We start from the raw sequence: 26294 nt of genomic DNA on the forward strand, positions 1-26294 counted from the left end.
ATATTTATTTATCTTAAGTTCATTTAAATTTAATCTTGAATAAGCTATATTAAGACTATAGTATGATGTTAAAAATCAGAAATTAAAGTATAGTTAAATTATTCAAATGACTTATTACATTCGGAGGTTAACGTAATGAATAAACTCATACAATCTCTTTCAGCTCTCGGTGTCTCCGCTACTCTTGTGACTCCAAATTTAAGTGCAGAAGCTACTTCAAATCATACTCCACAGCTTAAAGGAGTAAACGATATTGTTATTGAAAAAGGTCAAGATTATAATGTATTAAATGGAATTAGTGCCTATGATAAAGAAGATGGTGATTTAACACATAAAATTACAGTTGATGGTCACGTAGATACGTCAAAAGTAGGTACTTATAAAGTAAGATATAATGTCATCGACTCAGAGGGAGCCGAAGAATCATCAACACGTTACATAAAAGTTAAATAAATGTGTCAATTTTCTGAAAAAGACGAGATGAATATCTCGTCTTTTTTATTTAATTTTTATTGTAAACGCTAGAATTGATAATGTTTCTCAAATGTAACGAACAATTTTCTATTTTTGACATTTTTCACAGAATAGACACATAATTTTAACAAACCTTACATTCCCCGTCATTCCTATTGTTACTAGTTTTTTCCTATTTATTATTGTAATTTTTTTCTAATAAGGTCTTGTAAATATCGCGTAATAAACTAAAATTAATGGTAAGCCCTACATTTGTAGTATTAGGAGGTCAAAAAAGTGTCAAAATTTAAGTCGTTGCTTCTTATGTTTGGCACACTAATTTTACTTAGTGGTTGTTCAAACATAGAAGTGTTTAATGCAAAAGGGCCAGTAGCAAGTAGTCAGAAGTTCTTGATTATTTACTCAATCATCTTCATGCTTGTTATTGTTGCTGTTGTACTTACTATGTTCGCTGTTTTTATTTTCAAGTATAGTTACAATAAAAATGACGAATCTGGTAAGATGCACCACAATTCTTTAATTGAAACAATTTGGTTTGTGGTACCAATCTTAATCGTAATTGCTTTAGCTATTCCAACAGTTAAAACATTATACGATTACGAGAAACCACCTGAAAGTAAAGAAGACCCATTAGTTGTCTATGCAGTTAGTGCCGGATATAAATGGTTCTTTGCTTATCCAGAACAAAAGGTTGAAACAGTGAATACATTAACTATTCCTAAAAACCGTCCAGTTGTATTTAAATTACAATCTATGGATACAATGACTAGTTTCTGGATTCCTCAATTAGGTGGTCAAAAATATGCCATGACTGGCATGACAATGAATTGGACTTTAACAGCCGATCAAACTGGTACATTCAGAGGACGTAACTCTAACTTCAATGGTGAAGGTTTCTCTCGCCAAACATTTAAAGTTCACTCTGTAAACCAAAAAGATTTCGATGCTTGGGTTAAAGATGCTAAAAGTAAGAAAACTATTAGCCAAGATGAGTTTGATAAACAAATCTTACCAAGTACTCCAAATAAAGAATTAACATTTAGTGGTACTCACATGGCATTTGTCGATCCTGCAGCTGATCCAGAGTATATCTTCTATGCATATAAACGTTACAACTATACTCAAAAAGATCCTAACTTCGTTGCTGAAAAAGATCTTTACAAAGATGTAACAGATAAACCTCAAAAACCAGCTCGTAAGGTAACAGTTACAAATGTCAACTATCCTCGTCATGGTATGAAGCCAATGATTTTAGGCAACGATGACCCTTACGATAGTGAGTTCAAAGATGAAGAAACTCACAACGCTAAGGAAATGGAAAAAATCAATAAAGGAGCTAAAGACGAGAATGCGTCTAAAGCAGATAATGATCATGGAGGTGAACATTAATGAATTTTCCATGGGATGAATTACTCGTTAAAGGTAACTGGATGATTACTATGGCACAAATTGGTGCCCCATTCTTAGTTATCGGTTTAATCGCAGTAATTACTTATTTCAAATTATGGAAATATCTATACAAAGAATGGTTCACATCCGTAGACCATAAAAAAATCGGTTTAATGTACTTAATTTGTGCAGTATTAATGTTCGTTCGTGGTGGTATTGATGCGTTATTACTTCGTACTCAATTAACTATTCCGGATAATACTTTCTTGGAATCAAATCACTATAACGAAATTTTTAGTACGCACGGCGTTATCATGATTATCTTTATGGCTATGCCATTCGTTTTCGGTTTATGGAACGTTGTTGTTCCTTTACAAATTGGGGCTCGTGATGTGGCATTCCCTGTAATGAACAACATCAGCTTCTGGTTATTCTTTGTTGGTATGATTTTATTTAACCTATCATTTATCGTAGGTGGATCACCAGCAGCTGGTTGGACAAACTATGCTCCACTAGCAGGAGAATTTAGTCCTGGTCCAGGAGTTAACTACTACTTAGTAGCAATTCAAATTTCAGGTATCGGTACTTTAATGACAGGTATTAACTTCTTTGTAACAATACTTAGATGTAAAACACCTACTATGAAGTTTATGCAAATGCCTATGTTTACTGTAACTACTTTTATTACGACATTAATCGTAATTTTAGCATTCCCAGTATTCACAGTTGTTCTTGCTTTAATGACAGCTGATAGAGTATTCGGAACTCATTTCTTTACAGTAGCAGATGGCGGTATGCCAATGTTATGGGCAAACTTCTTCTGGGTATGGGGGCACCCTGAAGTTTATATCGTTATCTTGCCTGCATTTGGTATTTATTCAGAAATTATTCCAACATTTGCTCGTAAACGTTTATTCGGTCACCAAAGTATGGTGTGGGCAACTGCTGGTATCGCGTTCTTAAGTTTCTTAGTTTGGGTTCACCATTTCTTCACAATGGGTAATGGTGCTTTAATTAACTCATTCTTCTCAATCTCAACAATGTTAATCGGTGTACCTACCGGAGTTAAATTATTTAACTGGTTATTAACATTATATAAAGGACGTATTACTTTTGAGTCACCAATGTTATTCTCATTAGCCTTTATCCCTAACTTCTTATTAGGTGGGGTTACTGGTGTAATGTTAGCAATGGCATCAGCTGACTATCAATATCACAACACTTATTTCTTAGTAGCTCACTTCCACTATACATTGGTTACTGGTGTAGTATTTGCCTGTCTAGCTGGTTTAATCTTCTGGTATCCTAAAATGATGGGTTACAAATTAAATGAAAAATTAAATAAATGGGCATTCTGGTTATTCATGATTGGATTTAACGTATGTTTCTTACCACAATTCATTCTTGGTTTAGACGGTATGCCACGTCGTTTATACACATATATGCCATCTGATGGTTGGTGGTTATTAAACTTCATCTCAACTATCGGTGCATTAATGATGGCAGTCGGCTTCCTATTCTTAGTAGCAAGCATTATCTACAGCCACATTAAATCTCCACGTGAAGCAACTGGAGATAACTGGGATGGTTTAGGTCGTACTTTAGAGTGGTCAACAGCTTCTGCTATTCCACCTAAATACAACTTCGCAATCACTCCAGATTGGAATGACTATGATACATTTGTTGATATGAAAGAACATGGTCGTCATTTCTTAGACAATCATAACTACAAAGATATTCATATGCCTAACAACACACATACTGGTGTATTTATGGGTATATTCATGTTAGTTGGTGGTTTCTTCTTAATCTTCGAATCTATCATTCCATTCCTAATTTGTGTAGCTGGTATCTTCGGAACTATGATTTATCAAAGTTTCGTACAAGATCACGGTTATCATATTCCAGCTTCTGAAGTTGCTGAAAACGAAGCACGTTTAAGAGAAGCACGTATTAAAGAAAGGGAGGCTGTAGGTCATGAGTCATGATACAAACACTATTGATTCACGTACGCATGAAGGTCAATTGAATAAACTTGGCTTCTGGATTTTCCTTACAGCCGAATTTGCATTATTCGGTACCCTATTTGCAGCGTTATTAACGTTGCAACATGGGGGCGGTTACGGTGGTAAATTGACAACTGAATTGTTTGAATTACCACTTGTCCTAATCATGACATTTGCCTTATTAATCAGTTCTTATACTTGTGGTATTTCAATTTACTACTTACGTAAAGAAGAAAAAGGTAAAATGATGTTTTGGATGATTTTAACAGTAATCCTTGGCTTAGTATTTGTCGGATTCGAAATTTATGAATTTGCACATTATGCTTCTGAAGGTGTAACACCTAAAGTAGGCTCTTACTGGTCAAGTTTCTTCATCCTATTAGGTACACATGGTGCCCATGTTTCATTAGGTATCGGTTGGATTATTTGTTTATTAATCCAAGTAGCAACACGTGGATTAAATAAATTTAATGCTCCAAAATTATTTATAGTAAGTTTATACTGGCACTTCTTAGATGTTGTATGGATCTTCATCTTTACTGCCGTATATATGATAGGGATGGTGTATAGCGGATGAACACAATCGTAAAACATACAGTTGGCTTTATTGCTTCAATCGTTTTAACGTTATTAGCAGTTTTTGTAACTCTATACACAAACATGACATTCCATGCTAAAACAACAATTATCTTTGGTTTTGCTTTCATCCAAGCTGCATTACAATTATTAATGTTCATGCACTTAACTGAAGGTAAAGATGGACGTTTACAATCTGCCAAAGTTATCTTTGCGATTATTATTACTTTAATCACAGTTATTGGTACTTATTGGGTTATGCAAGGTGGACATTCTAGTCACTTATAATTCAATTTCTACCTTTCTTAAAAAGCCTGTACGAGTTTTTTAACTTGTACAGGCTTTTTGTTTTGTTTATATTAATTACTTCTTTGTGTATGATAGATATAAGAAAAAGTAAAAATCTTTGGAGGTGTATTCATGTCATTACCTATTATTATTGATACTGATCCAGGTATAGATGATGCAGCAGCAATTGCTCTTGCATTATCTCATACAAAATTTGATGTCAAAATGATTTCTACTGTAAATGGAAATGTAGGTGTTGAGAAAACCACAGCGAATGCTTTAAAATTAAAAGCCTTTTTCAACAGTGAGGTCCCTATTCATAGAGGAGCTTCTCAACCATTAATAAGTGAAATACAAGATGCTAGTCATATTCATGGAGAAAGTGGTATGGATGGCTATCAATTCCCTACAATTTCTACTTCAGATTTAGCGTCTTCTCATGCTGTAGAAGCTATGAATGAGATATTAAGTCATTCTAATGAACCTATTACTCTTGTAACTTTAGGCCCTTTAACAAATATAGCTCTACTTTTTAATACGTATCCTGAATGCAAAAACCATGTTAAAGAAATTATTATGATGGGTGGTAGTACTGGAAGAGGTAATGTTACTCCCCTAGCTGAATTTAATATTTATTGTGATCCTGAAGCAGCTCATATCGTTTTTAATGCTGGTTTACCTTTAACGATGATTGGCTTAGATTTAGCGCGTCAATCATTATTTACTCATTCTTATTTAGACACTCTTAAAGATAAAAACAACACAACACAAATGTTGTATCATATTTTCCAACACTATCGCGGTGAAGATTTTAAAGAAGGAATAAAACTATATGATGCATTTACGATTCTTTATTTACTTGATCCTAAGAGTTATGAAATTAAAGAAGCAGATGTGCAAATTGAATTACAAGGGTCACTGACTCGTGGTGCTACTGTAGTTGATTTTGAATCTTCCTATCCTAATTGTTCTGTAGTCGTATCAAGTATAAATGAACATTATAAAACAATATTTTTAAATACTTTAAAAAATTAAAGGTCGAAACAATTAATGTTCCGACCTTTTAATATTTAATTTTACTCTTATTGATAATAAGATTGTTGATTTAGTATTTTATGATAAATATATGAGATGCGATTTTCATTTGTTACTTTAGAATTATCACCTATATTTGAAGCAAGTACGATGACATAATGTTGATTGAAATAGACGGTAAATATTTGTCCATAGAATACACCATTAATTCTGTTATATTGCGGTGTAACATAAAATCCGTAACGATAAGATTCAGGATATGCTGTTGTTCCTAATTGCTGAGTCAGTGGTATTGACACTGATTCACTAAAAATATTATTATTTTTTAAATTATTTACTAAATGAGCCATATCATATGTTGTCATATATAAATTACCCGCTCCATAATATTGAGCTAATATATTTGGTTTCATAGCAGTTAATTTACCGTCAATCATTTTATATCCTGTAGCCATATATTTTTTATATGGTTTTTCATTAAAGAACGCACTATGTTGTAAACTAAATGGTTGTGCTAAATCATCATAATAATTCGCAGCATAGGATTTATGTGTGACTACTTCTATTACTTGAGCAAGCACTAAGTAATTAGCATCATTATATAAATGTTTATGATAAAATTTTTCATCAATTCCCCTTGCTTGTATTGCATGTACTGCACCATCAAGACTTTTAGTTTTAGGAGAAGCTTCAAATTTATATAGCCCACTTCTATGTAACATTAGATCTTTTAAAGTTATCTTTTTTGTCGTTTCAAACCAAGGTAAATATTTAGTGACAGAATCATTTATATTCACTTTATTTTCATTTTCTAATTTTTTTAGAATTAATCCAGTTGTAAATTTCTGTGCGGAACCAATTAAATACATTGTATTTGGTGAGTTTTTAGTTTTATGATGAAAATTTTGATAACCGTATCCTTTATTCAACTTTAATTTACCATTTTCAAGAACTGTAACTGCCCCATTAAAATGAATTGCTTTTAAATATTCATCAATATTTTTGATATGTGGTTCTTCGACTTCAATTGTCTTTAAATGTGGCAATTTCGATACATGATAATCTCTTTTTTGTAAATACGTTTTATTATCATTAATTTTGTTATATTCTGTATCTTTATGATTTGTTTTATATACTTTCATTAAGAATATAACGAATAATGTTACTAAGATGATTAAAACTATGATTAATGTTATTATTTCTATTCTTTTTTTCATTTGCTGCCTCATTACAATTTAATAAAAACTATTAACTCTACACTATTTTATTAATTTTTTATTCTTTCAATAAATTATATTATATATTATTCCCCCTAAAATATCATCTTTAATATATCTTACTCCGACTATTTTTTATTACATCATTCTTTAGACCGATAAAGTAAATTTTCAAGCCTGCTTCATTGTAAATAAAAGTTTTTAAACATTATCTTTTTATATTAAAATTAAGTTGTAATTTTAGCTAATTAGTAATACAATTTATGGCTATGGGAGTAATAATTATTATTCTTTTATATTAAAATGGTATGATTAAATTATTAACTTATTTTTTTAATAAATACGTATAGGAGCACATAATTATGAATCGTTTTTTAAAATATTTTATGATGCTATTAACATTATTACTTATTGTTGTTCCTGTCATTTTTATTGTCAATTTATATCATCATTCTGAGAATGCTTTGCAATCTTCATATAATAAATCTGATGCAAAACGTCATTCTACTTTAAGAAATAGCAAAATAAATCCTTCTAAAAACGCTATATCAATATTATTTCTTGGGATAGACGATAATGAAGGTAGACGTAAAAATGGTCAAACGACTGAACATTCAAGAACTGATTCAATGATTTTAGCAACACTTAGTCCAAATAAACAACAAATCCGTTTATTAAGTATTCCTCGTGATACAATCAGTTATATTCCTAAAGTAGGTTATTACGATAAAATCACACACGCACATGCCTATGGAGGTCCTATTGCTACTATGGATACTGTTGAAGCCACACTTAATGTCCCTGTCGACTATTATGTTCGAATTAATATGGATGCCTTTGTTCAAGCGGTAGATAAATTAGGTGGTATTTATTACGATGTACCTTATGATTTAGATGAACCTAACACAGATGATACTGGAAGAATCAAAGTTAAAAAAGGGTATCACAAATTAAATGGTGATGAAGCTTTGGCTGTAGCACGCACGCGTCATCACGATTCAGATTTAAAACGTGGCGAGAGACAAATGGATTTAATCAAAATTTTATTTCAGAAAGCAAAAAATTTAGATTCATATGACAGACTAGATGAACTCGTTCAAATAGTAGGTAAAAATGCTAAACATAACCTAACAACAGAAGAAATTAAATCGATAGCTTCAATTTATTTATCTGATAATATAGACTTTAAAAAGTCTCAACTTAAAGGTGACAATGATTATTTAAATGGTATCTACTATTATCACCCTAGCATTAAGAGCATATTAAAATATTCAAATTTATTGCGTTCTGATTTAGGACTATCTAAAATAACAGATAAGAATGATTTATTGGATGAAAGAGTCATTAAATATTATGGCAATCTAGTACCGTTAACACCTATTGATTCGTTTCTGTTAGAAAATAATCAAAAAGATACCACAACAGATGAAAACTCTATTCAAAATAATGATACTAACCCTTCTACGCAATCACAATCAGAACAAAATCCATCTGATAGTACTATGGTTCAGCAAGATCAAACGAGTAATCAAGTCAATAGCAACAATCCAGACAACTCAAACGACTTCAACAATCAAAATGAAATAAATCAATTATATTAATTTGAGAGGAGCACGTAGAATGTCACGCAAAACATATGAAAAAATTGCTAATATTAACGGTATGTTTAACGTATTAGAACAACAAATTATTCATAGTCAAGACATGGCTTTATTTAGAAGTGAATTCTTTTATGTTAATCATGAACATCGTGAAAACTATGAGGCATTATTAGTATACTATGGTGAAAATTCAGTGAATCCAATTGTAAATGGAGCTTGTTACATTGTTGCTTTACCTGAAATTTTTAATAAAGTAGATGTATTTGAATCTGATTTACCCTTTTCTTGGGTATATGATGAAAATGGAATTACAGAAACAATGCAAAGCATTAGTATTCCTTTGCAATATTTAATTGCAGCTGCTTTAGAGGTGACAGACGTTAATCTTTTTAGACCTTCAGGTTTCACTATGGGTATGAATAACTGGAACATCGCACAATTAAGGATCTTTTGGCAATATTGCGCAATTGTTCGCCAAGAAGCATTATAATTTATTACTCCTTTTTACTTTTTAGTAAAAGGAGTTTTTTTTCTATATTTAAATAATATAAAATGATTCTATACAATGATTGAGTTTATTTAATTTAAGAGAGTAGGTAAATGTCACATGTTTAGAGAAGTAATTAATCAATCTATGCTTTCTGACTGTTTTGAAATTAGAAAGTCAGTTTTTGTAGAAGAGCAAGGGGTTCCATTAGAAAACGAATTAGATGCATTTGAAAATACTTCTACTCATATTATTGGATATCACGATAATCATCCATTTGCTTGTGCACGATTTCGTCCATATGAAGATGGTATAAAAGTAGAACGTGTAGCAATTTTAAAACCTTATCGCAATAAAGGATTCGGTAAAACATTAATGAACACGATTGAAAGTATTGCAAAACGAAAACATCATCATAAACTTATTTTAAACGCACAACTACAAGCTAAACCGTTCTATGAAAAACTAGGTTATGTTAGTATTGGTCTTCCTTTTCAAGAAGAAAATATTGTTCATATTAAAATGTATAAAATAATTTAAATTATATTTTTCGATACTTGAATTCCATTTACACCAGCTAGATATTTTTTAAAAACAAAATTAAATTTAGTTTACAAATTAGTTAAAAATAATTACTCTTACTTTTCTTGACGTTATAATAAAAAAGTAAATTAAAAAAGGAGCAACTATTATGTCGAAAAAATTTAGCTTTAAATTCCCATCAATGATCGCCCTTACTTTATTTGGTGCAGCATTTACTACACATCATGCTGAAGCCTCTGAAAACAAACAAGAGGCTGCTAATAATGTAATCGATGATCAACAAAATATTGAAAATGCCAATGTAGCTAAACATCAAGTCAGTAATGCAGCTCAAAATATCTCTGGGGTGCAAACTTACCAAGACCCTACATTAGTAAAATCAAATACTACTAATAATACATACACATATGATGCAAAATTAGATCACTTAAATCAATCAGCGTCATCTCAAAATAACTCAACGCGTTCTAATACTAATGATACACTTAAAAACAATGATACAATTTCAAATTATCAATCTGATAATACAAAACATAATAATAATGAAGTAGCTACTACCTCTACTACTTCAACTGATTCAACTAAATTAGTTACATCAGCAGAGTCTAATAATAAAATAAATTCAAATCATGTAACTACTGAAACACAACCAACTCATAATGAAAGTGCTCAAGTTTCAAATACACAAAAGTTAAATACAGATGAGCCTAAAACAACATTAAATAACGTAGATAGTCAAAACAATAGCATATCAAAAACTCAATCAAGCACTACTTTCGTTAATAATAAGCAACAAAAAGTAGATGATGATACGACAACGACAAATAATGACAATAATAAAGTATCAACATCTTCTACTTCTACTACTGAAAGTGACAGTACGTCTAACAATTTATCAAATAAATCAGACAACACTACAGTTAACAATGAAGATACTACTCTTCAAAATAATAATACTCAAACTTCACCAATGCATAATACTTTAAAAGTACGTGCATACAGTGCAGCTTTAAATAATACTAATGTTAATAATAAAACTACAACTTCAACTCAATCAAATGATGCATCTGTCTCTGACTCTACATCATCAGTGTATAAAGGTATCGGTGGAAAAGGTGGTCCAGCTACAGTAAGTACATATTCAACTACTTCTTCACTACCAAAATATGTACCACAAGTTAAATCTTCAATTAATAATTATATTCGCTCAAATAATTTGAAAGCTCCTTCGATTGAAGAACATTATACATCTTACTTCCCTAAATATGGGTATCGAAATGGAGTAGGAAAACCTGAAGGCATCGTCGTGCATGATACTGCAAATGACAATTCAACGATTGAAGGCGAAATTAATTATATGAGAAATAATTATACAAATGCGTTTGTACATGCATTTGTAGATGGAAATCGTATTATTGAAACTGCCCCTACTGATTATTTATCTTGGGGAGCTGGACCATATGGAAATAATCGTTTTATTAATGTTGAAATTGTTCATACACATGATTATGCTTCATTTGCACGTTCAATGAATAACTATGCAGATTACGCTGCTACACAATTACAATATTATGGATTAAAACCAGATAGTGCTGAATATGATGCTAAAGGAACAGTATGGACTCATTATGCTATTAGTCGTTATCTTGGAGGTACAGATCACGCTGATCCACATGCCTACTTGAGTAATCATAATTATAGTTATGATGAATTATATGATTTAATTAACGAAAAATATTTAATTAAAATGGGTAAAGTTGCACCATGGGGTACAACATCTACAAATAATTCAACTCCTACTACTAAACCAAGTGTAAATAATAAAAAATTAACAGTAACATCTAATAATGGCTTAGCTCAAATTAAATCAGATAATAGCGGTCTTTATACTACTGTATATGATTCTAAGGGAAAAACAACGAATCAAGTTCATAATACTTTAACAGTTACAAAATCTGCACAGCTTGGTAAAGATAAATATTACCTAGTATCCGATTATAATAGTGGAAAATTATATGGATGGGTTAAACAAAGTGAAACGATTTATAATACTACTACTTCTAAAACAAAAGTAAATAAATCGTATACTATTAAACCTGGAACGACACTATACACGGTTCCATGGGGTAATTATAATCAAATTGCTGGAACAGTATCTAAATCAAATCAATCTCCATTTAAAGCGAGTGCATCACAACAAGTAGGTAAATCAACTTATGTATATGGTTCAGTAAATGGTTTAACTGGTTGGGTAAGTAAATATTATTTAAATGATATTCAAAACAAAGCGGATACAACTAATGTACTTAATGTTTCTCAATTAAATAACACTTTAGGACAAGTAGCTAAAAAAAATAGTGGTGCTTACACAACAGTATATGACTCATCAGGAAAAATAAATCCTTCTATTAACGGTAATACTTATCGTGTAACTAAAAAAGCGACATTAAATAATAAAAACTTTTATTTGATTTCTGACTTTAATGGTAATCAATCACACGGTTGGATTCCTTCATCAGAAATTAATATTCAAACTACAACACCTATAAATGATGGTATTAAAAATTACAATATCAAAGGAAATAGTAATATATATGAAACACCTTGGGGCAGTTCGTCTCAAATTAAAGCAACTGTTCCTTCAAAGGGAGATGTTCTAAAATCTATAGACGCTTTAAAAGTAGGCTCAAATACGTATCTTCACGGTGTTATCAATAATGTTTGGGGCTGGATTTTATCAGACGATGTTCAAACTGTAAAAACGAGTCAAAAAACAAGTAGTGTTCAAACTGTTTCAAAAATTGCTCAAGTAAATTCAACAAATGATGGTATACGTTCAAGTATTTACGATGCAAGTGGTAAGCATGCAAAGCAATATGCTAACAAAACATATGTTGTAACTAAAGAAAAAAAATTAGATGATAATACATATGTTTTATTATCTAGTACTTCTGGAAATACCCCATTAGGTTGGTATAATGTTAAAGACTTAAATATTAAAAATTTAGATAAAGAACAAAAAGTGAAAGGTACTTATACTGTCAATCAAAATAATAAGGGCTTGTATACGATTGCTTGGGGCACTAATCAACAACGATTAGATAAAAACAACATTGCTAATCAAACTTTCACAGCTTCTAAATCGACAATTGTTGATGGTAAAACGTATTTATACGGTACAGTTAATAATCAAACAGGTTGGATTGCACTAAATGATTTAACTAACGCTTCATCTTTCGATACAGTAGAAGACTATAACGATGATTTAGTTATAACTAATGGTAATAGTTTTTACTATGACGACCCTACTTCAGCTAAAGGGTACTTACTCAAGCCATTTAATGAACAAATTTTTCAAGTTACAAAACGAAAAGTAGTAAATGGTATCACTTGGTATTATGGTAAATTAAGTAATGGTAAATCAGTATGGATTAAGAAAAGCGATTTACAACAACAATTAGTTAAACTATCTAAAAACTATAGAACACTTGATGATGTCACTAAAATTCAACAAAATGTTTACGGTGCACCACCACAAGTTCAACGTAATAATAGCGGTTGGTCAAATGCAACGTATAGTGAAATTAAAAATGCGATGAACGCGAAAACACTTGCTAAACATCCAACTTTAAAATATCAATTTTTACGTTTAGATCGCCCACAATCATTATCTGTAGATCGTTTAAATCGACTACTTAAAGGTAAGGGAATGTTAGAAAACCAAGGTCAAGCATTTGCTAATGCTGCAAAATTGACAGGTGTTAATGAAATTTACTTAATTGCTCATGCCCTACTTGAAACGGGTAATGGCCAATCTAAACTTGCTAAAGGTGCAAATTTGGTTAATAATCAAGTCGTTTCTAATTCCCCTATTAAATACTATAATGTATATGGTATTGGTGCTTATGATTATGCACCACTTGTAAATGGAATTAATTACGCAAAACGATCTGGCTGGAATAGTATTTCTAAAGCTATTATTGATGGAGCTAAATTTATTGCTCAAGATTATATTAAATCTGGTCAAAATACACTTTATAAAATGCGTTGGAATCCTGATCAACCTGGTACACATCAATATGCTACTGATATTAATTGGGCAAATGTGAATGCTGAAGGTTTAAAATACTTATACGATCAAATTAATTCAGTTGGTAAATATTTTGAAATACCAGTATTTAATCAATAATACTACTTGGGAGTGAGACTGAATTCAGTTGCCCTTCAGTTATCGCCTACCCATACGTAAAAGAATCTGAGACACTTATTTCTGTCTCAGATTCTTTTTTGCTCTAAATTTTATATTTCATACAAACACCCATCTTATTGTACTATGTTATAAAGAACAATAAGATGGGTGCTATGTTAGATATAAAGATGACGACTATTAAGTTTATTTAAAAGATGATTCAAATTATTGATTTCCTCTTCTGTTAAACATTGACATCTCGCTTCGATTAATTCACATCTTGCTATATTGATTTGTTTAATTAAATCTCTAGCTTCAGTTGTTAAACATAAATCCTTACAACGTAAATCTTCGTGTGACTGTTGACTTGTAATATAACCTTTATGAACTAATTTCTTTATCCAACGAGATACAATGGACTGCTCTCTACTAATCTTCATTGTTAAATCATATTGTGATAATCGATCATAGTTATAAAGAATTCTTAATAATTCCAGTTGGTCATTTGTTATATCAGTCCGTTGGCCAAAGCGTCTATTTACTAAATTAAGATCATTGTTTGTTAGGGTAATAAGTTTTTCTAGTTGATTATACATAGCTGTTCTACTCCACTCTAGTAATTGTTTATATTATAAAGTTAATTTTATAATTAGACAATACTATTCAATAAATTGACTAAATTCATTTTAATAATATGGTATTATCTATTCATTATACACGATTTCTAATTTTTCTATTTAAATTGAGAGAAAATGAGATTTTATTAATTAAATATTATAAATAAAAATATGATATGATAATTATATTCTATTTCAAAGTAATGAGGTCATAATACTTTGAATGATTATATTTAGAGGTGTAAATATGAAATTAACTTTAAATTCAAATTCTAAGTTTTTAAGAGCGCCAAGTATCCGACAGTTTTCAAGTCGAATAAAAAATATTGACGACTGTGTTAATTTAACTATTGGCCAACCTGATTTTCCAATGCCTGATGTGGTTAAGCAAGCATATATTAATGCAATAAGTGAAGATAAAACAAGTTATTCACATAACAAAGGTCTTACTGAAACACGTCAAGCGATTAGTCAATATTTTAAACGTAGATATGGATTTTTTTATAGCGAAGAAGAAATTATTGTTACAAACGGTGCAAGTGAAGCGTTAGATACATCGCTAAGAAGTATAATCGAACCTGGAGATGAAATTTTAATCCCTGGTCCTATTTATGCTGGATATATCCCATTAGTTGAAACTTTAGGTGGTAAACCTATTTATATTGATACCACACATTCTGACTTTAAGGTCACACCTGAGCTAATTGAAGCTTACTTTACTGATCAAACTAAAGCAATTTTATTAAATTATCCTACTAATCCAACTGGTGTTATATTAGAACGCTCAGAAGTTGAAGCCCTTGTACGTTATTTAAAAACTAAAGAAATATTTATTATCAGTGATGAAATCTACGCTGAAAATACGTTTACAGGAACACATACTTCTTTTGCAGAATATGAAGAGATACGTGATCAACTATTACTCATTGGTGGCTTAAGTAAATCGCATTCAGCTACAGGCATCCGTATCGGTTTTTTAATCGGTCCTGAATATTTAATTGAAAAATTAACTTTCATGCATGCATATAATTGTATTTGTGCTAATGTTCCTGCTCAAATTGCTTGTATCGCTGCATTAAATGAGGGTTTAGAAGCACCAAAATATATGAACGAAGCTTATATTGAACGACGTGATTATTTAAAAGCTAAATTGTTATCGCTAGGATTCGAACTTGAAGCTCAACCTGAAGGTGCATTTTATATTTTCCCAAGTATTAAACGATTCACTAATAATGATTTTGACTTTTGTGTCAATGTACTGGAAGAGGCACATGTTGCGATGGTGCCAGGCTCTTCTTTCACAGATATAGGAAAAGGCTATATTCGTATTTCTTATGCTTATGAAATGAACGTCTTAAAAGAAGGTATGCGTCGTTTAGAATTATATTTAAAAGAACACTATCCTAACGTGTTAGATAATTAAAAAAAACGCAAGATTGACTAAGTCAATTTTGCGTTTTTTTATTACTATTGTTTATGGGAATTTAGGGAATTGATCAAAATCAGGATCGCGTTTTTCTTTAAATGCGTCACGACCTTCTTTTGCTTCATCAGTAGTATAATACAGTAATGTAGCATCTCCAGCCATTTGTTGTAAACCAGCTAAACCATCTGTATCTGCATTCATTGCAGCTTTTAAGAAACGTAATGCTGTTGGTGAATGTTTCATAATGTCTTTACACCAAGCTACTGTTTCATCTTCTACTTTATCTAAAGGTACTACAGTATTAACTAAGCCCATTTCTAATGCCTCTTGAGCATTGTATTGACGACATAAGTACCAAATTTCACGTGCTTTTTTGTGGCCTACGATACGAGCTAAGTATCCTGAACCATAACCAGCATCAAATGAACCTACTTTAGGTCCAGTTTGACCAAAGATTGCATTATCTGCAGCAATTGTTAAGTCACATACTACATTTAATACGTTACCTCCACCAATTGCATAACCCCTAACCATTGCAATAACTGGTTTAGGAATAACACGAATTAAACGTTGTAAATCCAATACATTTAAACGAGGAATTTGGTCTTCACCAACATAACCACCATGTCCACGTTTCTTTTGATCTCCGCCTGAACAAAACGCTTTATCGCCTTCACCTGTTAAGATAATAACAGAAACATTTTGATCATCACGTGCTCTAGTAAATGCATCAATCATTTCAGCTACTGTTTTAGGTGTAAATGCATTACGTACTTCTGGTCGGTTAATTGTTACTTTTGCAATTCCTTCGAAGAATTCATATTTAATTTCATCATATTCTTTTAGTGTTTCCCACTGTCTAGTCATTTTGCTCCTCCTTTAAAAAGCCTAATACTATTGTATCAAATTCCGCTTCATCTTCCACATGAATTGTGTGACCTACATTTTTTAAAATACGAATTTGATAGTTTTTAATTTCTTGTGCCATTTTTTTAGCAGTATTAACGAATTTTTCATCTAATTCTCCTGCTAGAATAAGGCAATCACTTTTTATACGCTTAATATCTCCCCATAAATTAGGCATATGTCCAGTCCCATAATCTCTTAAAGCTTTCGCTAATTTATTAGGATCCTGCGAAAGTCGCATACGACGCATTGCCTGTTTTTTATTATCATCTAATAGATATTGTGTTTGAAATAAAGGGAGTTTTTCCCAATCATTTACAAACACTTCAATTCCAGCTATTTCTAATACACGTCCACGTGCTTGATCGATAGCCTGTCGTTCTTTACGTAAGGCTTCGTCAGCAATGCCTGGCGATGTACTTTCTAATATTAACTGTTTGATTCCATATTGACCATATATTGTATAGTAAAGTGCTACGCGCCCACCCATTGAATAGCCTAATAAACTGAATTTATATTTCTCAAATTGAGATAAAACTCGATTTATTTGTTCCGTTATATACGGAAAGTCCCATGTTTGATCTATAGGTGAGTCATCTTTGCCATGTCCAGGTAAATCAATAGTTAAAATATTACATTGAGTAAGAAAAGCCTCTATATGATTCATATACGTTTGACTATCACTAATAAAACCATGAAGTAAAATTAATAATTGATTGCTTGGATGATCAGATTTATAAAAATTATAATGTAACATTTAAAATCTCACTCAATTTCTGATATAAAAGTTGATGTTGTTCTAAGTTATCTTCACGATTTGTAATCATTTCATATATATATGAATTCATATTTGAAAATGATACTTGAGAAAAATCGGTAATATTATTCAAACGTTTAAATGAAAAATCATATAACATGGCAGTATACTCAAAATTTAGTCCAGTTGGTGTACCAAATAGACGTTCAAAGTATTGCTCTGCTGCTTTTTTTTGAGGCAAATAAGAAAATATACCTCCACCATCGTTGTTAAGTATAACAATATTAATATGAATATCGTTTAATTTAGCCATTAATAATCCATTCATATCATGATAAAAAGCTAAATCTCCAATCAGTAATGTCACTCTTTTATGTACTGCCATACCTAAAGCAGTAGAAATAACGCCATCAATACCATTTGCACCTCGATTAGCGTACACTTCTACTTCACTATCAAATAATAAATTATCTACATCACGAATAGGCATACTATTACTTACAAATAATGCATCATCTTTAGTGAGTTTTTGAATCAGTGTACTTACAAATGCTGATTCATCTGTCGCTTGAGACATATGTTGAGTGATTGCTTTACGAGATTGTGCTTCTATAGATTGCCAACGTTCAATCCAATCCTTACGATTTACTGTTGGTTCATTCACTAAACTTCTGAAGAAATCATTTGCTGATATTTCATATGAGATGTGTGGCGGTGTTGGAAATACATCAATTTTATCATTATTTTGAACTAATATTTGAAATGCATTTGTGCGTGTAAGCCATTGATTTAATTTTTTAGAAATAACTGGTTTACCTACACGTATAATAAAATCAGCATCAATATTTAAATGAGAACGGTATAATAAATCATATGTTGTAATAACATTAGGATGGTTAAACTTGCGTAATTGACTAAGTGGATCTGCAAGAATTGGTAAATCATGAATTGTAGCGTAAGTTAAAATTTGATCGACTGCTTGGTGCTGCATATCCCCTACAATAATAAGACCTTTCTTATCTTTTAATACATTTTTTATATCTTGTATATCTATATTTTTTTGATAATGAGGCAATATTTTATGTTCAGATTTTAAATTCTCAGTCATTTCAAGATCTGGTGTTAACGGTTCTCTAAATGGCAAATTAAAATGTATTGGACCACGGTGTGGGCCATATAAATATTGACTTGCAATTTGCATTTGATAATTAATAGTATTCAGCATTTCTTGACTGCCATCAGCTACAGGCATATCAAATTGGAAGTTAATATAATTTGCAAACATATTGACTTGGTTAATCGCTTGTGGTGCACCTACACTTCTAAGTTCATGTGGACGATCGCTAGTCAATACTATAAGCGGTATACGGCTGATTTGACTTTCAGCTATAGCTGGCGTGTAATTAGCAGCCGCTGTTCCAGAAGTACATAAAATCGCAACTGGGCGTTCGCTCCCTTTAATTAATCCTAAGGCAAAAAAAGCTGCGCTACGTTCATCAGGATGTATCCAAGTTTTAATATTTGGATGCGCTTCAAATGCAATCGCTAAAGGAGTCGAACGTGAGCCCGGACTAATAACGACTTCTCGCACACCATAGGCATATAACTCTGATGCAAATGTATAAACTTGTTTAGTTAAAGCTTCTTTATGATTCATTCTTATTCACTACTCCTAAAGCATTCATCATTGGTGAAAATTTCACCGACGTTTCTTCAACTTCACTTTCAGCATTAGAGTCTTTTACAATACCACAACCTGCAAACAAAGTAGTTTGATTTTGTTTAATTAACATAGAACGAATAGCCACAATAAATTCACAATCATCATCTACGTCAATATATCCAACTGGAGACCCATATAATCCTCGTGTACCAAATTCATTTTTTTCAATATAGTCAACTGCTTCTTTCTTAGGATAACCCCCTAAGGCAGGTGTAGGATGCAACTCATCAATTAAACTAATATACGAATGATTCAATAATGTTCCTTTTATTTCAGTATACAAATGATACATATGATCATTTTTTAAAATATTAGGTTTTTGATTGTACTCTACATTTTCTACATAAGGCTTAATATCATTTAAAATGCTTCTAACGACAAATTGATGTTCACCTAGATTTTTACTGTCTTGTAGAAATGCTTGAACATTTTTTTCATCTTTTTCAGCATCTTGTGTTCGAGGAATTGTTCCTGCTACAGCCTTCGTAGATAATACACCGTCCTCAACTTTTAATAATTGCTCTGGTGTTTGAGAGAAGAATACAGATTGGTTAGACTCTAGAATAAATAAGTAACTATTTTTCTCATTGTTTAACGCACGATTAAGTACATAAGGAATACTAATTGGCTTATCAAACTTAATTAAACGACGTCTCGCAAGCACTACTTTTTGATCTTTATCAAGTTGTTCAATCGTATGACTTACAAGATCTTTCCACTCATCAACATAAATATCTTCCATGCGTGTTACATTGCCTAAAGCTGTCTCTCGTTCTGTCGTATCGACTTGAGTATTTTCAAAATAATTAATAATTTGATTTAATTTTTCCATTTCAAATTGAGCTTTTTCAACTGTATATGTCAAAATGGTTTGATTGTTAACTGAAGAAATAAGTACTTCAGGTACCACAAAATGATTAATCCCAAATTCACGCCACTCATCATCAGACTTATGATTTGAAAATTGGAATCCCCCTACTATTTTAAGGTGATGCTTTTGCGTATTAACATGAATTAGTTCTACATCGTTTTTAAATTTTTCCCATTCCCGAAAGATAGATTGTTTATTTTCAAAGTTATTCTTAAATCTTTGAATTGCATGATAGCCGAAAAATGAAGACATATTATCGTTTAATCGCAAATAAAATCGATCTCCAGCTTGTTTTTCAGTTAAATTAAATAATTCACTTGGTGTTAAAGATTTATTTAACACGACTTCAACAGAAACCCAGTTTTTATTGCTTTCATATATAGATTCCATAATTTTGTCTTCCATTAGGTTGGCAGCCATTCATTTCACTTCTTTCATTATCTTTTTTTACTCATTAAAGTATTGTAACATTTTTCGTTATTCATCGTATCATAATTGCTTAATCAATTTAGAGAAATATTTCACGTTGATTGACCTTTCTTACCTATTCCTATAAAATACATATGTTAAAACTTTATATTATAAGAGGTAGATTACATTATGGCAGATCAATATCAACAATATTCAACTGTTAGAAAATATTGGCATTTAATGAGACCTCATACTTTAACCGCGTCTATTGTCCCTGTATTAGTAGGAACAGCGACAGCTAAACTTTTCTTACTGGGCAGTCAAGATCATATTAAATTCAGCCTATTCTTAGCAATGTTAATCGCATGCCTTTTAATTCAAGCAGCGACTAATATGTTTAATGAATATTATGATTTTAAAAAAGGATTAGACGATCATACATCTGTAGGCATCGGTGGCGCGATTGTTCGAAATGGTATGAGTCCAAAACTTGTCATGAATCTAGCAATTGCTTTTTATATTATTGCCGCTTTACTTGGTATATATCTAGCTGTTAATAGTTCATTTTGGATTATTCCAGTTGGTATTGTATGTATGGCAATTGGTTATTTATATACTGGTGGACCTATTCCTATTTCATGGACGCCATTTGGTGAATTATTCTCCGGATTATTTATGGGTATGATTATCATTTTACTTGCATTCTTTATTCAAACAGGTAATGTGAATGGTTTTATTGTTTGGATTAGCTTACCTATTGTCATTACAATCGGGTTAATTAATATGGCTAATAACATTCGTGACCGTGTTAAAGATAAAGCAAGTGGTCGTAAAACCTTATCTATTTTATTAGGTAAAAAAGCTTCTATTACGTTTATGGCAGCAATGTATATCTTAGCTTACTTAATCGTAATATTTACTGCTTTATTCAAATCAGGCGGCTCATTATTCTACTTGTTAGTATTATTCTCATTCCCAATGCCAATCAAAGCAATTCGTCGTTTTAATAAAAATGATACACCAGCAAGCATGATGCCAGCGATGGCAGCGACTGGCAAAACGAATACAGTCTTTGGTATTTTGTACGCTTTGGGTATTTATATCAGCGCACTTTTAGGTGGAATCTAATTTGTTTTAACTAGCATTGTGTTTTAACAATGCTAGTTTTTTTATTATTATATATATATCATATGTAGATAATCATGGCCATATAAATTAATATCTTCAACCCATTTGAAACCTAGTTGTTTATAAAGTTTAAGTGCTTTCTCATTATTATAATCACAATTTAAACTCCATTTTTTATTAAAACTTGTGGTGATCAAGTGTTCCAACAATTGTGTCGCAATACCTTGTCCTCTATAATCAGGCGATGTGACCACTGCTTCAATATACCACTCATCATTTTTAGCTTCTTTTATAGGTAAAGGTGTTCCAACTAATCTGATATCTTCTTCAAGAGGCAGTTGGTTCCATTGTTCTTCGTACTCCATTTCTTTTGAACCATCATAAGCGATAATACAACCGGCCACTTCATTATTCTTTTCATATACCCATATATTTTTATAATAGGTACGATAATGTACATTAACTATACTAAGTTCAAGCAAATTAATCATACGTTTTTTAGAAATTTCCTTTACAATGTCAAGTTCCATATCTTTCCATATTAAATAATAAAGTTTTGCAATTTGCTTATTATCACTTGGTGTCGCTTTTCTAATCATATTTATCCCTCCATCTACATCATACTCATCTTCTTACAAGAAATTAAATATTATAGTAAGTATAAACTTATTCTTTTATAAGTGACATTCTTGATTTTAGTCATAAATTACTTACAATATAAAAATAAGGAGGCATCCATAATATGAGAGTAAACAAAACATTATATGTATTATGTGCATTGTTCTTAGGTGGTGTTGGGATTCACAAGTTCTATGCAGATAAAGTTGGACAAGGTGTATTACATTTGGTCTTCTTTTGGACACTTATTCCAACAATTGTTTCGATTATTCATGGCATTATCATTATCTTTACTACTAAAGCTGATAATAATGGATATATTTTTATACCCAGATAAAAACAAGCGAAAGTTTTTAAACTTTCTTCTTTAAATTAAAGAAAATGGGGTATAAATTAATAATAGTTTTAAAAAGGAGAATGTGACTATGAAAAACTTTATTAAACGTATTGTGAGAACAATTATTACAGGCTATGTCTTAAAATGGATTAAAAATAAAATAGAAGGAAATTCAAAAAGAAAATAATTTAAAAAGGTCTATTCACTTTATTTTAGAGAATAGACCTTTTTATAGTGATTCATTGGAACCGGATTTACTCATTGAGAAATGCCTCCAAATGTTTTAATTCAGTAGTATATTGATTAAAATCATCTTCATTTCTATTAACCAAAGCTTCATCAATTAATGTTACAAGTTGTTTCTTTCTTTCTAAACGTAACGCTTCGTCAATCACAAGTTCTACACCTAAATCATTCACCGTCGTTACAAATTCTTCTAGTGTGGTATGTTTAACATTTGTATTGTAATACATAAGATTCACTACCTTTCTATTAATTTAAAAATAGTATACAAGCTTTTTATTTTGAAATCAATGAATATTCAGACTTTTCTAAATAAATTAGTGTAATTTTATTTTTAAATAATAACTTGACAACATATACTTTTTTTATATAATAATTTTATATTATTAATCACTCTTCGTGTTTAATAATAAATAATTAAATAAGGAGCTGATCTTATGACTCAGTTCAATAAACCTCCTAATACGATTTATGTCATACGTAAAGGTGATATGGTGATTAGACCTACATTTGACGATCATCAACAACCGAACGGCTCAGAAATCCTCAAATTCGATACCTCACGAGAAATAAGTCCTTTTAAAACTCAAAAAATTATTGAACGATCTTGTAGATTTTATGGCAATAACTACTTAAGCAAGAAAGCTGAAACTCAACGCATTGCTGGAATAACTAGTAAACCTCCCATCCTTCTCACACCATTGTTTCCAACTTACTTTTTCCCAACACATTCAGACCGTTTAGAAGAAAATATATGGATTAATATGCATTATATTTCTGATATTAAGCCATTAAAAAACAGAAAGAGTAAAATTATCTTTGCAAATCAAGAAGCACTAACATTAAATGTATCTTTTCATAGTTTATGGCATCAATATTCTAATTCTATTTTCTATTACTATATGATTGATAAACAAGCAAGAATGAAATCTAATAATCCAGATATGCCAATCGATTATGAAAAAACATCTTTAAATATTTTTGAGGCACTTTCACACTATTCTTTATTAGAAGATAAATAGCTGTATGTTTATTTTTAAAATATACGGAACGATTATATTAATTTAGTGTAAATGTTCCGTATATTTTTTAAAGATAATCTCTTGCAAATTTTAAGATTATTGATATAATTGTATTTGTATTGATTGAAGAACACGTTATATTATTCCGCAGTAGCTCAGTGGTAGAGCTATCGGCTGTTAACCGATCGGTCGTAGGTTCGAATCCTACCTGCGGAGCCATATGGAAACGTACTCAAGTTGGCTGAAGAGGCGCCCCTGCTAAGGGTGTAGGTCGCGAGAGCGGCGCGAGGGTTCGAATCCCTCCGTTTCCGTCATTTGACTCTTTACTTTTTAAGTAAAGAGTTTTTTTTATAAAAAAAGAGCCAATGTTTCTACAATTTGACTCCTTTTTTATATTTAAACTAATACGCCATTAACTTCAATATACTGTCTTTATCAATATCACCAAAGTAATGATAAAAGTCATAGTCTTCCATTACTTCTTTTATATGAGTATAATCGTGTAATGTTCCTACTAAAGCATCTTCTAATTCATTGACATTTCCTTCTCCAAAGAAATCGCCAAAGATTTTAGCATGCTCAATTTTTCCTTTTTTGACATCAAATTTAATTTGAATGAATCCTTTTTCAAACTTCTCGTCACGTTCAAAATTATATTTCGGATTTTTACCATAATTCCAATCCCAAGTGCGATATTTTTCATTGCTTAATTGCTTAATATTGTTCCAGTCTTCTTCCGTTAAATGATATTCCTCTACTTCATGCTCACCAAAGATGTTTTTTAAAATAATTTGCTTAAATTGATCAATTGTAATAGAGTCATCTAAAAATTCTTCAATATTTGCTACGCGTTTACGTACAGACTTCACACCTTTAGATTGAATTTTTTTAGGATTCACTTTTAATGCGTTTTGTACTTCTTCTAAATCACTATTTAGCATTAATGTACCATGACTAAACATACGATTTTTAACCTTAACCATAGCATTTCCAGAAATTTTAGCTGCGCCTACTTGAATGTCATTACGGCCTGTCATTTCTGCATCTACACCCATAGATTGTAAAGCTTGAACAATAGGCTCAGTAAATTTCTTGAAGTTATGAAAACTGTTACCATCATCACTCGTTACAAAACTAAAATTCAAATTGCCTTTATCATGGTACACAGCTCCTCCTCCAGAAATTCGTCGTACAACATGAATATGATGCTCATCTACATACTGTTTATTAACTTCTTCAATTGTATTTTGATTTTTACCTACAATGATTGAGGGTTCATTAACATAAAATAAAAAGTAACTATCATCTGCAGGTAAATATTTAAGTACATATTCTTCCATGGCTAAGTTAATTGTAGGATCAGTAATATTATTATTACTTACAAATTTCATAGCACTCACCTTTCTCTTTCTTTTAAAATTTAATAATGCAATATATCTTCCACTATCGATTATTTAACTTAATTATGGCATTATTTTCAAAAATAATATAATATTTTCTGATTTTAGTATATATTTGTTTATTTGTAGTGTAAATTTTAGTACAATATAGTCTAGCTATGATTTGAGGAGGACTCGAAATGACTGTTGCAGAAGTTGGAAATATTGTAGAATTTTATGACGGTTTAAGAGGCCGTGTTGAAAAAATTAATGATAATTCAGTTATTGTTGATTTGACAATTATGGAAAATTTTAATGAACTAGATTTACCTGAAAAAACAGTTATTAATCACAAACGATATAAAATCGTTGAATAAGAAGGTTAATATTAAATGAAAAATACATCTAAACCCTTAATTTGGTTTGTTGCAAGTTTTATTGTATTTCATCTTATCTTATTTATAATGTGGGGAGAACATCAAGAATATTGGTATTTATATACTGGTATAATGTTAATTGCTGGCATTAGTTATGTATTTTATCAACGTGATATCACATCAAAACGTCTATTAACCTCTATTGGTGTGGGCGTAATCACAGGTGTTGTATTAGTGATAATACAACTTATATTTTCACTTATATCGTCACAAATTACTTATACCGAATTAATTAAAGAATTATCAAGAACAGGTGTATATTTTAAATGGCAAATGTTAGTTACTATCTTATTTGTCATCCCTTGTCATGAGTTATACATGCGTGCTGTCTTACAAAAAGAGTTAAATAAATTTAGACTACCTCGTTGGATAACAATTTTAATACCTGCATTATGTTCTAGTTCTTTATTTATCTATCTTGATAAATGGTGGATTGTTATTTTTATCTTTATAGCTCAAGTCATATTATCATTGAGTTATCAGTATACAAGACGTATTGTTACATCGTCTTTAGGTCAAATTGTTGCCATCATTTTATTACTTATCTTTCATGGATAAAAACCTTTTCTTAGTTGCTAAAACTAAGAAAAGGTTTTTTTAATTGGTATCACGAT

Annotated in this window: 26 protein-coding genes and 2 tRNA genes; 19 read left to right on the top strand and 9 right to left on the bottom strand. The window is 30.9% G+C overall.

Going from position 1 to position 26294, the window contains the following annotated elements:
• The first annotated feature begins 135 nt into the window (after nt 1–135).
• The 6 genes from NSU06_RS08335 (at nt 136) to rihC (ending at nt 5768) form a co-directional block, all read left to right on the top strand.
• Entirely contained in the window at nt 136–453 is a 318-nt protein-coding gene (locus NSU06_RS08335) for a DUF5011 domain-containing protein (protein WP_017175775.1), read from the top strand.
• A gap of 297 nt (nt 454–750) precedes the next feature.
• Nucleotides 751–1863 (top strand): cytochrome aa3 quinol oxidase subunit II, encoded by a 1113-nt coding sequence (gene qoxA, locus NSU06_RS08340; protein ID WP_017175776.1) that lies wholly within the window; start codon nt 751–753, stop codon nt 1861–1863.
• A complete protein-coding gene (qoxB, locus tag NSU06_RS08345) occupies nt 1863–3851 on the top strand; it encodes a cytochrome aa3 quinol oxidase subunit I (protein WP_017175777.1) in 1989 nt (662 codons plus the stop codon). The genes qoxA and qoxB overlap by 1 nt, the downstream gene beginning before the upstream one ends.
• Nucleotides 3841–4446: a cytochrome aa3 quinol oxidase subunit III gene (gene qoxC, locus NSU06_RS08350; RefSeq protein WP_017175778.1), complete on the top strand. Its 606-nt coding sequence runs from the start codon at nt 3841–3843 to the stop codon at nt 4444–4446. Before qoxB ends, qoxC begins: the two co-directional genes overlap by 11 nt.
• Nucleotides 4443–4733 carry a cytochrome aa3 quinol oxidase subunit IV gene (qoxD, locus tag NSU06_RS08355; protein ID WP_002448242.1) on the top strand — a complete coding sequence of 97 codons (291 nt, stop codon included), beginning with the start codon at nt 4443–4445 and terminating at the stop codon, nt 4731–4733. Before qoxC ends, qoxD begins: the two co-directional genes overlap by 4 nt.
• Before the next feature lie 132 nt (nt 4734–4865).
• The gene (gene rihC / locus NSU06_RS08360; protein ID WP_017175779.1) at nt 4866–5768 is read left to right on the top strand and encodes a ribonucleoside hydrolase RihC; all 903 of its coding nucleotides are present in this window, start codon (nt 4866–4868) and stop codon (nt 5766–5768) included.
• A gap of 47 nt (nt 5769–5815) precedes the next feature.
• Here rihC and NSU06_RS08365 read toward each other — a convergent pair whose 3' ends face one another.
• On the bottom strand, nt 5816–6985 hold the full coding sequence (locus tag NSU06_RS08365; protein WP_235063137.1) for a serine hydrolase domain-containing protein: 1170 nt from the start codon (nt 6983–6985) through the stop codon (nt 5816–5818).
• Between the two features lie 362 nt (nt 6986–7347).
• Here NSU06_RS08365 and NSU06_RS08370 point away from each other — a divergent pair, with 362 nt between their 5' ends.
• From NSU06_RS08370 to NSU06_RS08385, 4 genes are all read left to right on the top strand, one after another.
• Nucleotides 7348–8586: an LCP family protein gene (locus NSU06_RS08370; protein ID WP_235063138.1), complete on the top strand. Its 1239-nt coding sequence runs from the start codon at nt 7348–7350 to the stop codon at nt 8584–8586.
• 19 nt (nt 8587–8605) lie between these two features.
• Entirely contained in the window at nt 8606–9076 is a 471-nt protein-coding gene (locus tag NSU06_RS08375; protein ID WP_002448219.1) for a DUF2538 family protein, read from the top strand.
• Nucleotides 9077–9193: 117 nt separating this feature from the next.
• Nucleotides 9194–9613 carry a GNAT family N-acetyltransferase gene (locus NSU06_RS08380; protein WP_017175782.1) on the top strand — a complete coding sequence of 140 codons (420 nt, stop codon included), beginning with the start codon at nt 9194–9196 and terminating at the stop codon, nt 9611–9613.
• 151 nt (nt 9614–9764) lie between these two features.
• Nucleotides 9765–13805: a glucosaminidase domain-containing protein gene (locus NSU06_RS08385; protein ID WP_137689663.1), complete on the top strand. Its 4041-nt coding sequence runs from the start codon at nt 9765–9767 to the stop codon at nt 13803–13805.
• Between the two features lie 176 nt (nt 13806–13981).
• Here the strand turns inward: NSU06_RS08385 and NSU06_RS08390 are convergent, their stop codons facing one another.
• Complete coding sequence (locus tag NSU06_RS08390) at nt 13982–14401, bottom strand: MarR family transcriptional regulator (RefSeq protein WP_002448073.1); 420 nt, start codon at nt 14399–14401, stop codon at nt 13982–13984.
• Nucleotides 14402–14669: 268 nt separating this feature from the next.
• On the opposite strand from NSU06_RS08390, the gene NSU06_RS08395 reads away from it, so the two are divergent.
• Entirely contained in the window at nt 14670–15845 is a 1176-nt protein-coding gene (locus NSU06_RS08395) for an aminotransferase class I/II-fold pyridoxal phosphate-dependent enzyme (protein ID WP_242265551.1), read from the top strand.
• A 51-nt stretch (nt 15846–15896) separates the two neighbouring features.
• On the opposite strand, the gene menB is transcribed toward NSU06_RS08395, so the two are convergent.
• From menB to NSU06_RS08415, 4 genes are read right to left on the bottom strand one after another with little or no spacing between them, the layout of a single operon-like run.
• Entirely contained in the window at nt 15897–16715 is an 819-nt protein-coding gene (gene menB / locus NSU06_RS08400; RefSeq protein ID WP_002448062.1) for a 1,4-dihydroxy-2-naphthoyl-CoA synthase, read from the bottom strand.
• Complete coding sequence (gene menH / locus NSU06_RS08405) at nt 16708–17511, bottom strand: 2-succinyl-6-hydroxy-2,4-cyclohexadiene-1-carboxylate synthase (protein ID WP_049416162.1); 804 nt, start codon at nt 17509–17511, stop codon at nt 16708–16710. Before menH ends, menB begins: the two co-directional genes overlap by 8 nt.
• Nucleotides 17498–19168: a 2-succinyl-5-enolpyruvyl-6-hydroxy-3-cyclohexene-1-carboxylic-acid synthase gene (gene menD / locus NSU06_RS08410; RefSeq protein ID WP_340779791.1), complete on the bottom strand. Its 1671-nt coding sequence runs from the start codon at nt 19166–19168 to the stop codon at nt 17498–17500. Before menD ends, menH begins: the two co-directional genes overlap by 14 nt.
• Complete coding sequence (locus tag NSU06_RS08415; protein WP_340779795.1) at nt 19158–20525, bottom strand: isochorismate synthase; 1368 nt, start codon at nt 20523–20525, stop codon at nt 19158–19160. Before NSU06_RS08415 ends, menD begins: the two co-directional genes overlap by 11 nt.
• A gap of 180 nt (nt 20526–20705) precedes the next feature.
• Between NSU06_RS08415 and NSU06_RS08420 the strand changes: the two genes are divergently transcribed.
• Complete coding sequence (locus NSU06_RS08420) at nt 20706–21644, top strand: 1,4-dihydroxy-2-naphthoate polyprenyltransferase (RefSeq protein WP_049379560.1); 939 nt, start codon at nt 20706–20708, stop codon at nt 21642–21644.
• A 47-nt stretch (nt 21645–21691) separates the two neighbouring features.
• Here the strand turns inward: NSU06_RS08420 and NSU06_RS08425 are convergent, their stop codons facing one another.
• Nucleotides 21692–22243, bottom strand: coding sequence for a GNAT family N-acetyltransferase (locus tag NSU06_RS08425; RefSeq protein ID WP_017175790.1), 552 nt, complete (start codon nt 22241–22243; stop codon nt 21692–21694).
• Between the two features lie 143 nt (nt 22244–22386).
• Between NSU06_RS08425 and NSU06_RS08430 the strand changes: the two genes are divergently transcribed.
• Nucleotides 22387–22599: a TM2 domain-containing protein gene (locus tag NSU06_RS08430; RefSeq protein ID WP_017175791.1), complete on the top strand. Its 213-nt coding sequence runs from the start codon at nt 22387–22389 to the stop codon at nt 22597–22599.
• Nucleotides 22600–22687: 88 nt separating this feature from the next.
• Nucleotides 22688–22786 carry an SAR1012 family small protein gene (locus NSU06_RS08435; protein ID WP_017175792.1) on the top strand — a complete coding sequence of 33 codons (99 nt, stop codon included), beginning with the start codon at nt 22688–22690 and terminating at the stop codon, nt 22784–22786.
• A gap of 67 nt (nt 22787–22853) precedes the next feature.
• Here the strand turns inward: NSU06_RS08435 and NSU06_RS08440 are convergent, their stop codons facing one another.
• A complete protein-coding gene (locus NSU06_RS08440) occupies nt 22854–23072 on the bottom strand; it encodes an IDEAL domain-containing protein (RefSeq protein ID WP_002488353.1) in 219 nt (72 codons plus the stop codon).
• Nucleotides 23073–23279: 207 nt separating this feature from the next.
• Between NSU06_RS08440 and NSU06_RS08445 the strand changes: the two genes are divergently transcribed.
• The 3 genes from NSU06_RS08445 to NSU06_RS08455 all read left to right on the top strand — a co-directional run bounded on the left by NSU06_RS08445 (nt 23280) and on the right by NSU06_RS08455 (nt 24175).
• On the top strand, nt 23280–23864 hold the full coding sequence (locus NSU06_RS08445; RefSeq protein WP_017175793.1) for a competence protein ComK: 585 nt from the start codon (nt 23280–23282) through the stop codon (nt 23862–23864).
• Between the two features lie 144 nt (nt 23865–24008).
• Nucleotides 24009–24083 (top strand) — tRNA-Asn (locus NSU06_RS08450).
• A 3-nt stretch (nt 24084–24086) separates the two neighbouring features.
• Nucleotides 24087–24175 (top strand) — tRNA-Ser (locus NSU06_RS08455).
• 90 nt (nt 24176–24265) lie between these two features.
• On the opposite strand, the gene NSU06_RS08460 is transcribed toward NSU06_RS08455, so the two are convergent.
• Nucleotides 24266–25255: a lipoate--protein ligase gene (locus tag NSU06_RS08460; RefSeq protein ID WP_048762301.1), complete on the bottom strand. Its 990-nt coding sequence runs from the start codon at nt 25253–25255 to the stop codon at nt 24266–24268.
• 188 nt (nt 25256–25443) lie between these two features.
• Here NSU06_RS08460 and NSU06_RS08465 point away from each other — a divergent pair, with 188 nt between their 5' ends.
• Nucleotides 25444–25620 (top strand): YkvS family protein, encoded by a 177-nt coding sequence (locus NSU06_RS08465; protein ID WP_002448045.1) that lies wholly within the window; start codon nt 25444–25446, stop codon nt 25618–25620.
• A gap of 15 nt (nt 25621–25635) precedes the next feature.
• Nucleotides 25636–26238, top strand: a complete 603-nt coding sequence (locus NSU06_RS08470) for a CPBP family glutamic-type intramembrane protease (RefSeq protein ID WP_071560569.1) — start codon at nt 25636–25638, stop codon at nt 26236–26238.
• Nucleotides 26239–26294 lie beyond the last annotated feature (56 nt).

The organism is Staphylococcus sp. FSL W8-1270, assembly GCF_038007165.1.
Classification (GTDB): domain Bacteria; phylum Bacillota; class Bacilli; order Staphylococcales; family Staphylococcaceae; genus Staphylococcus; species Staphylococcus hominis.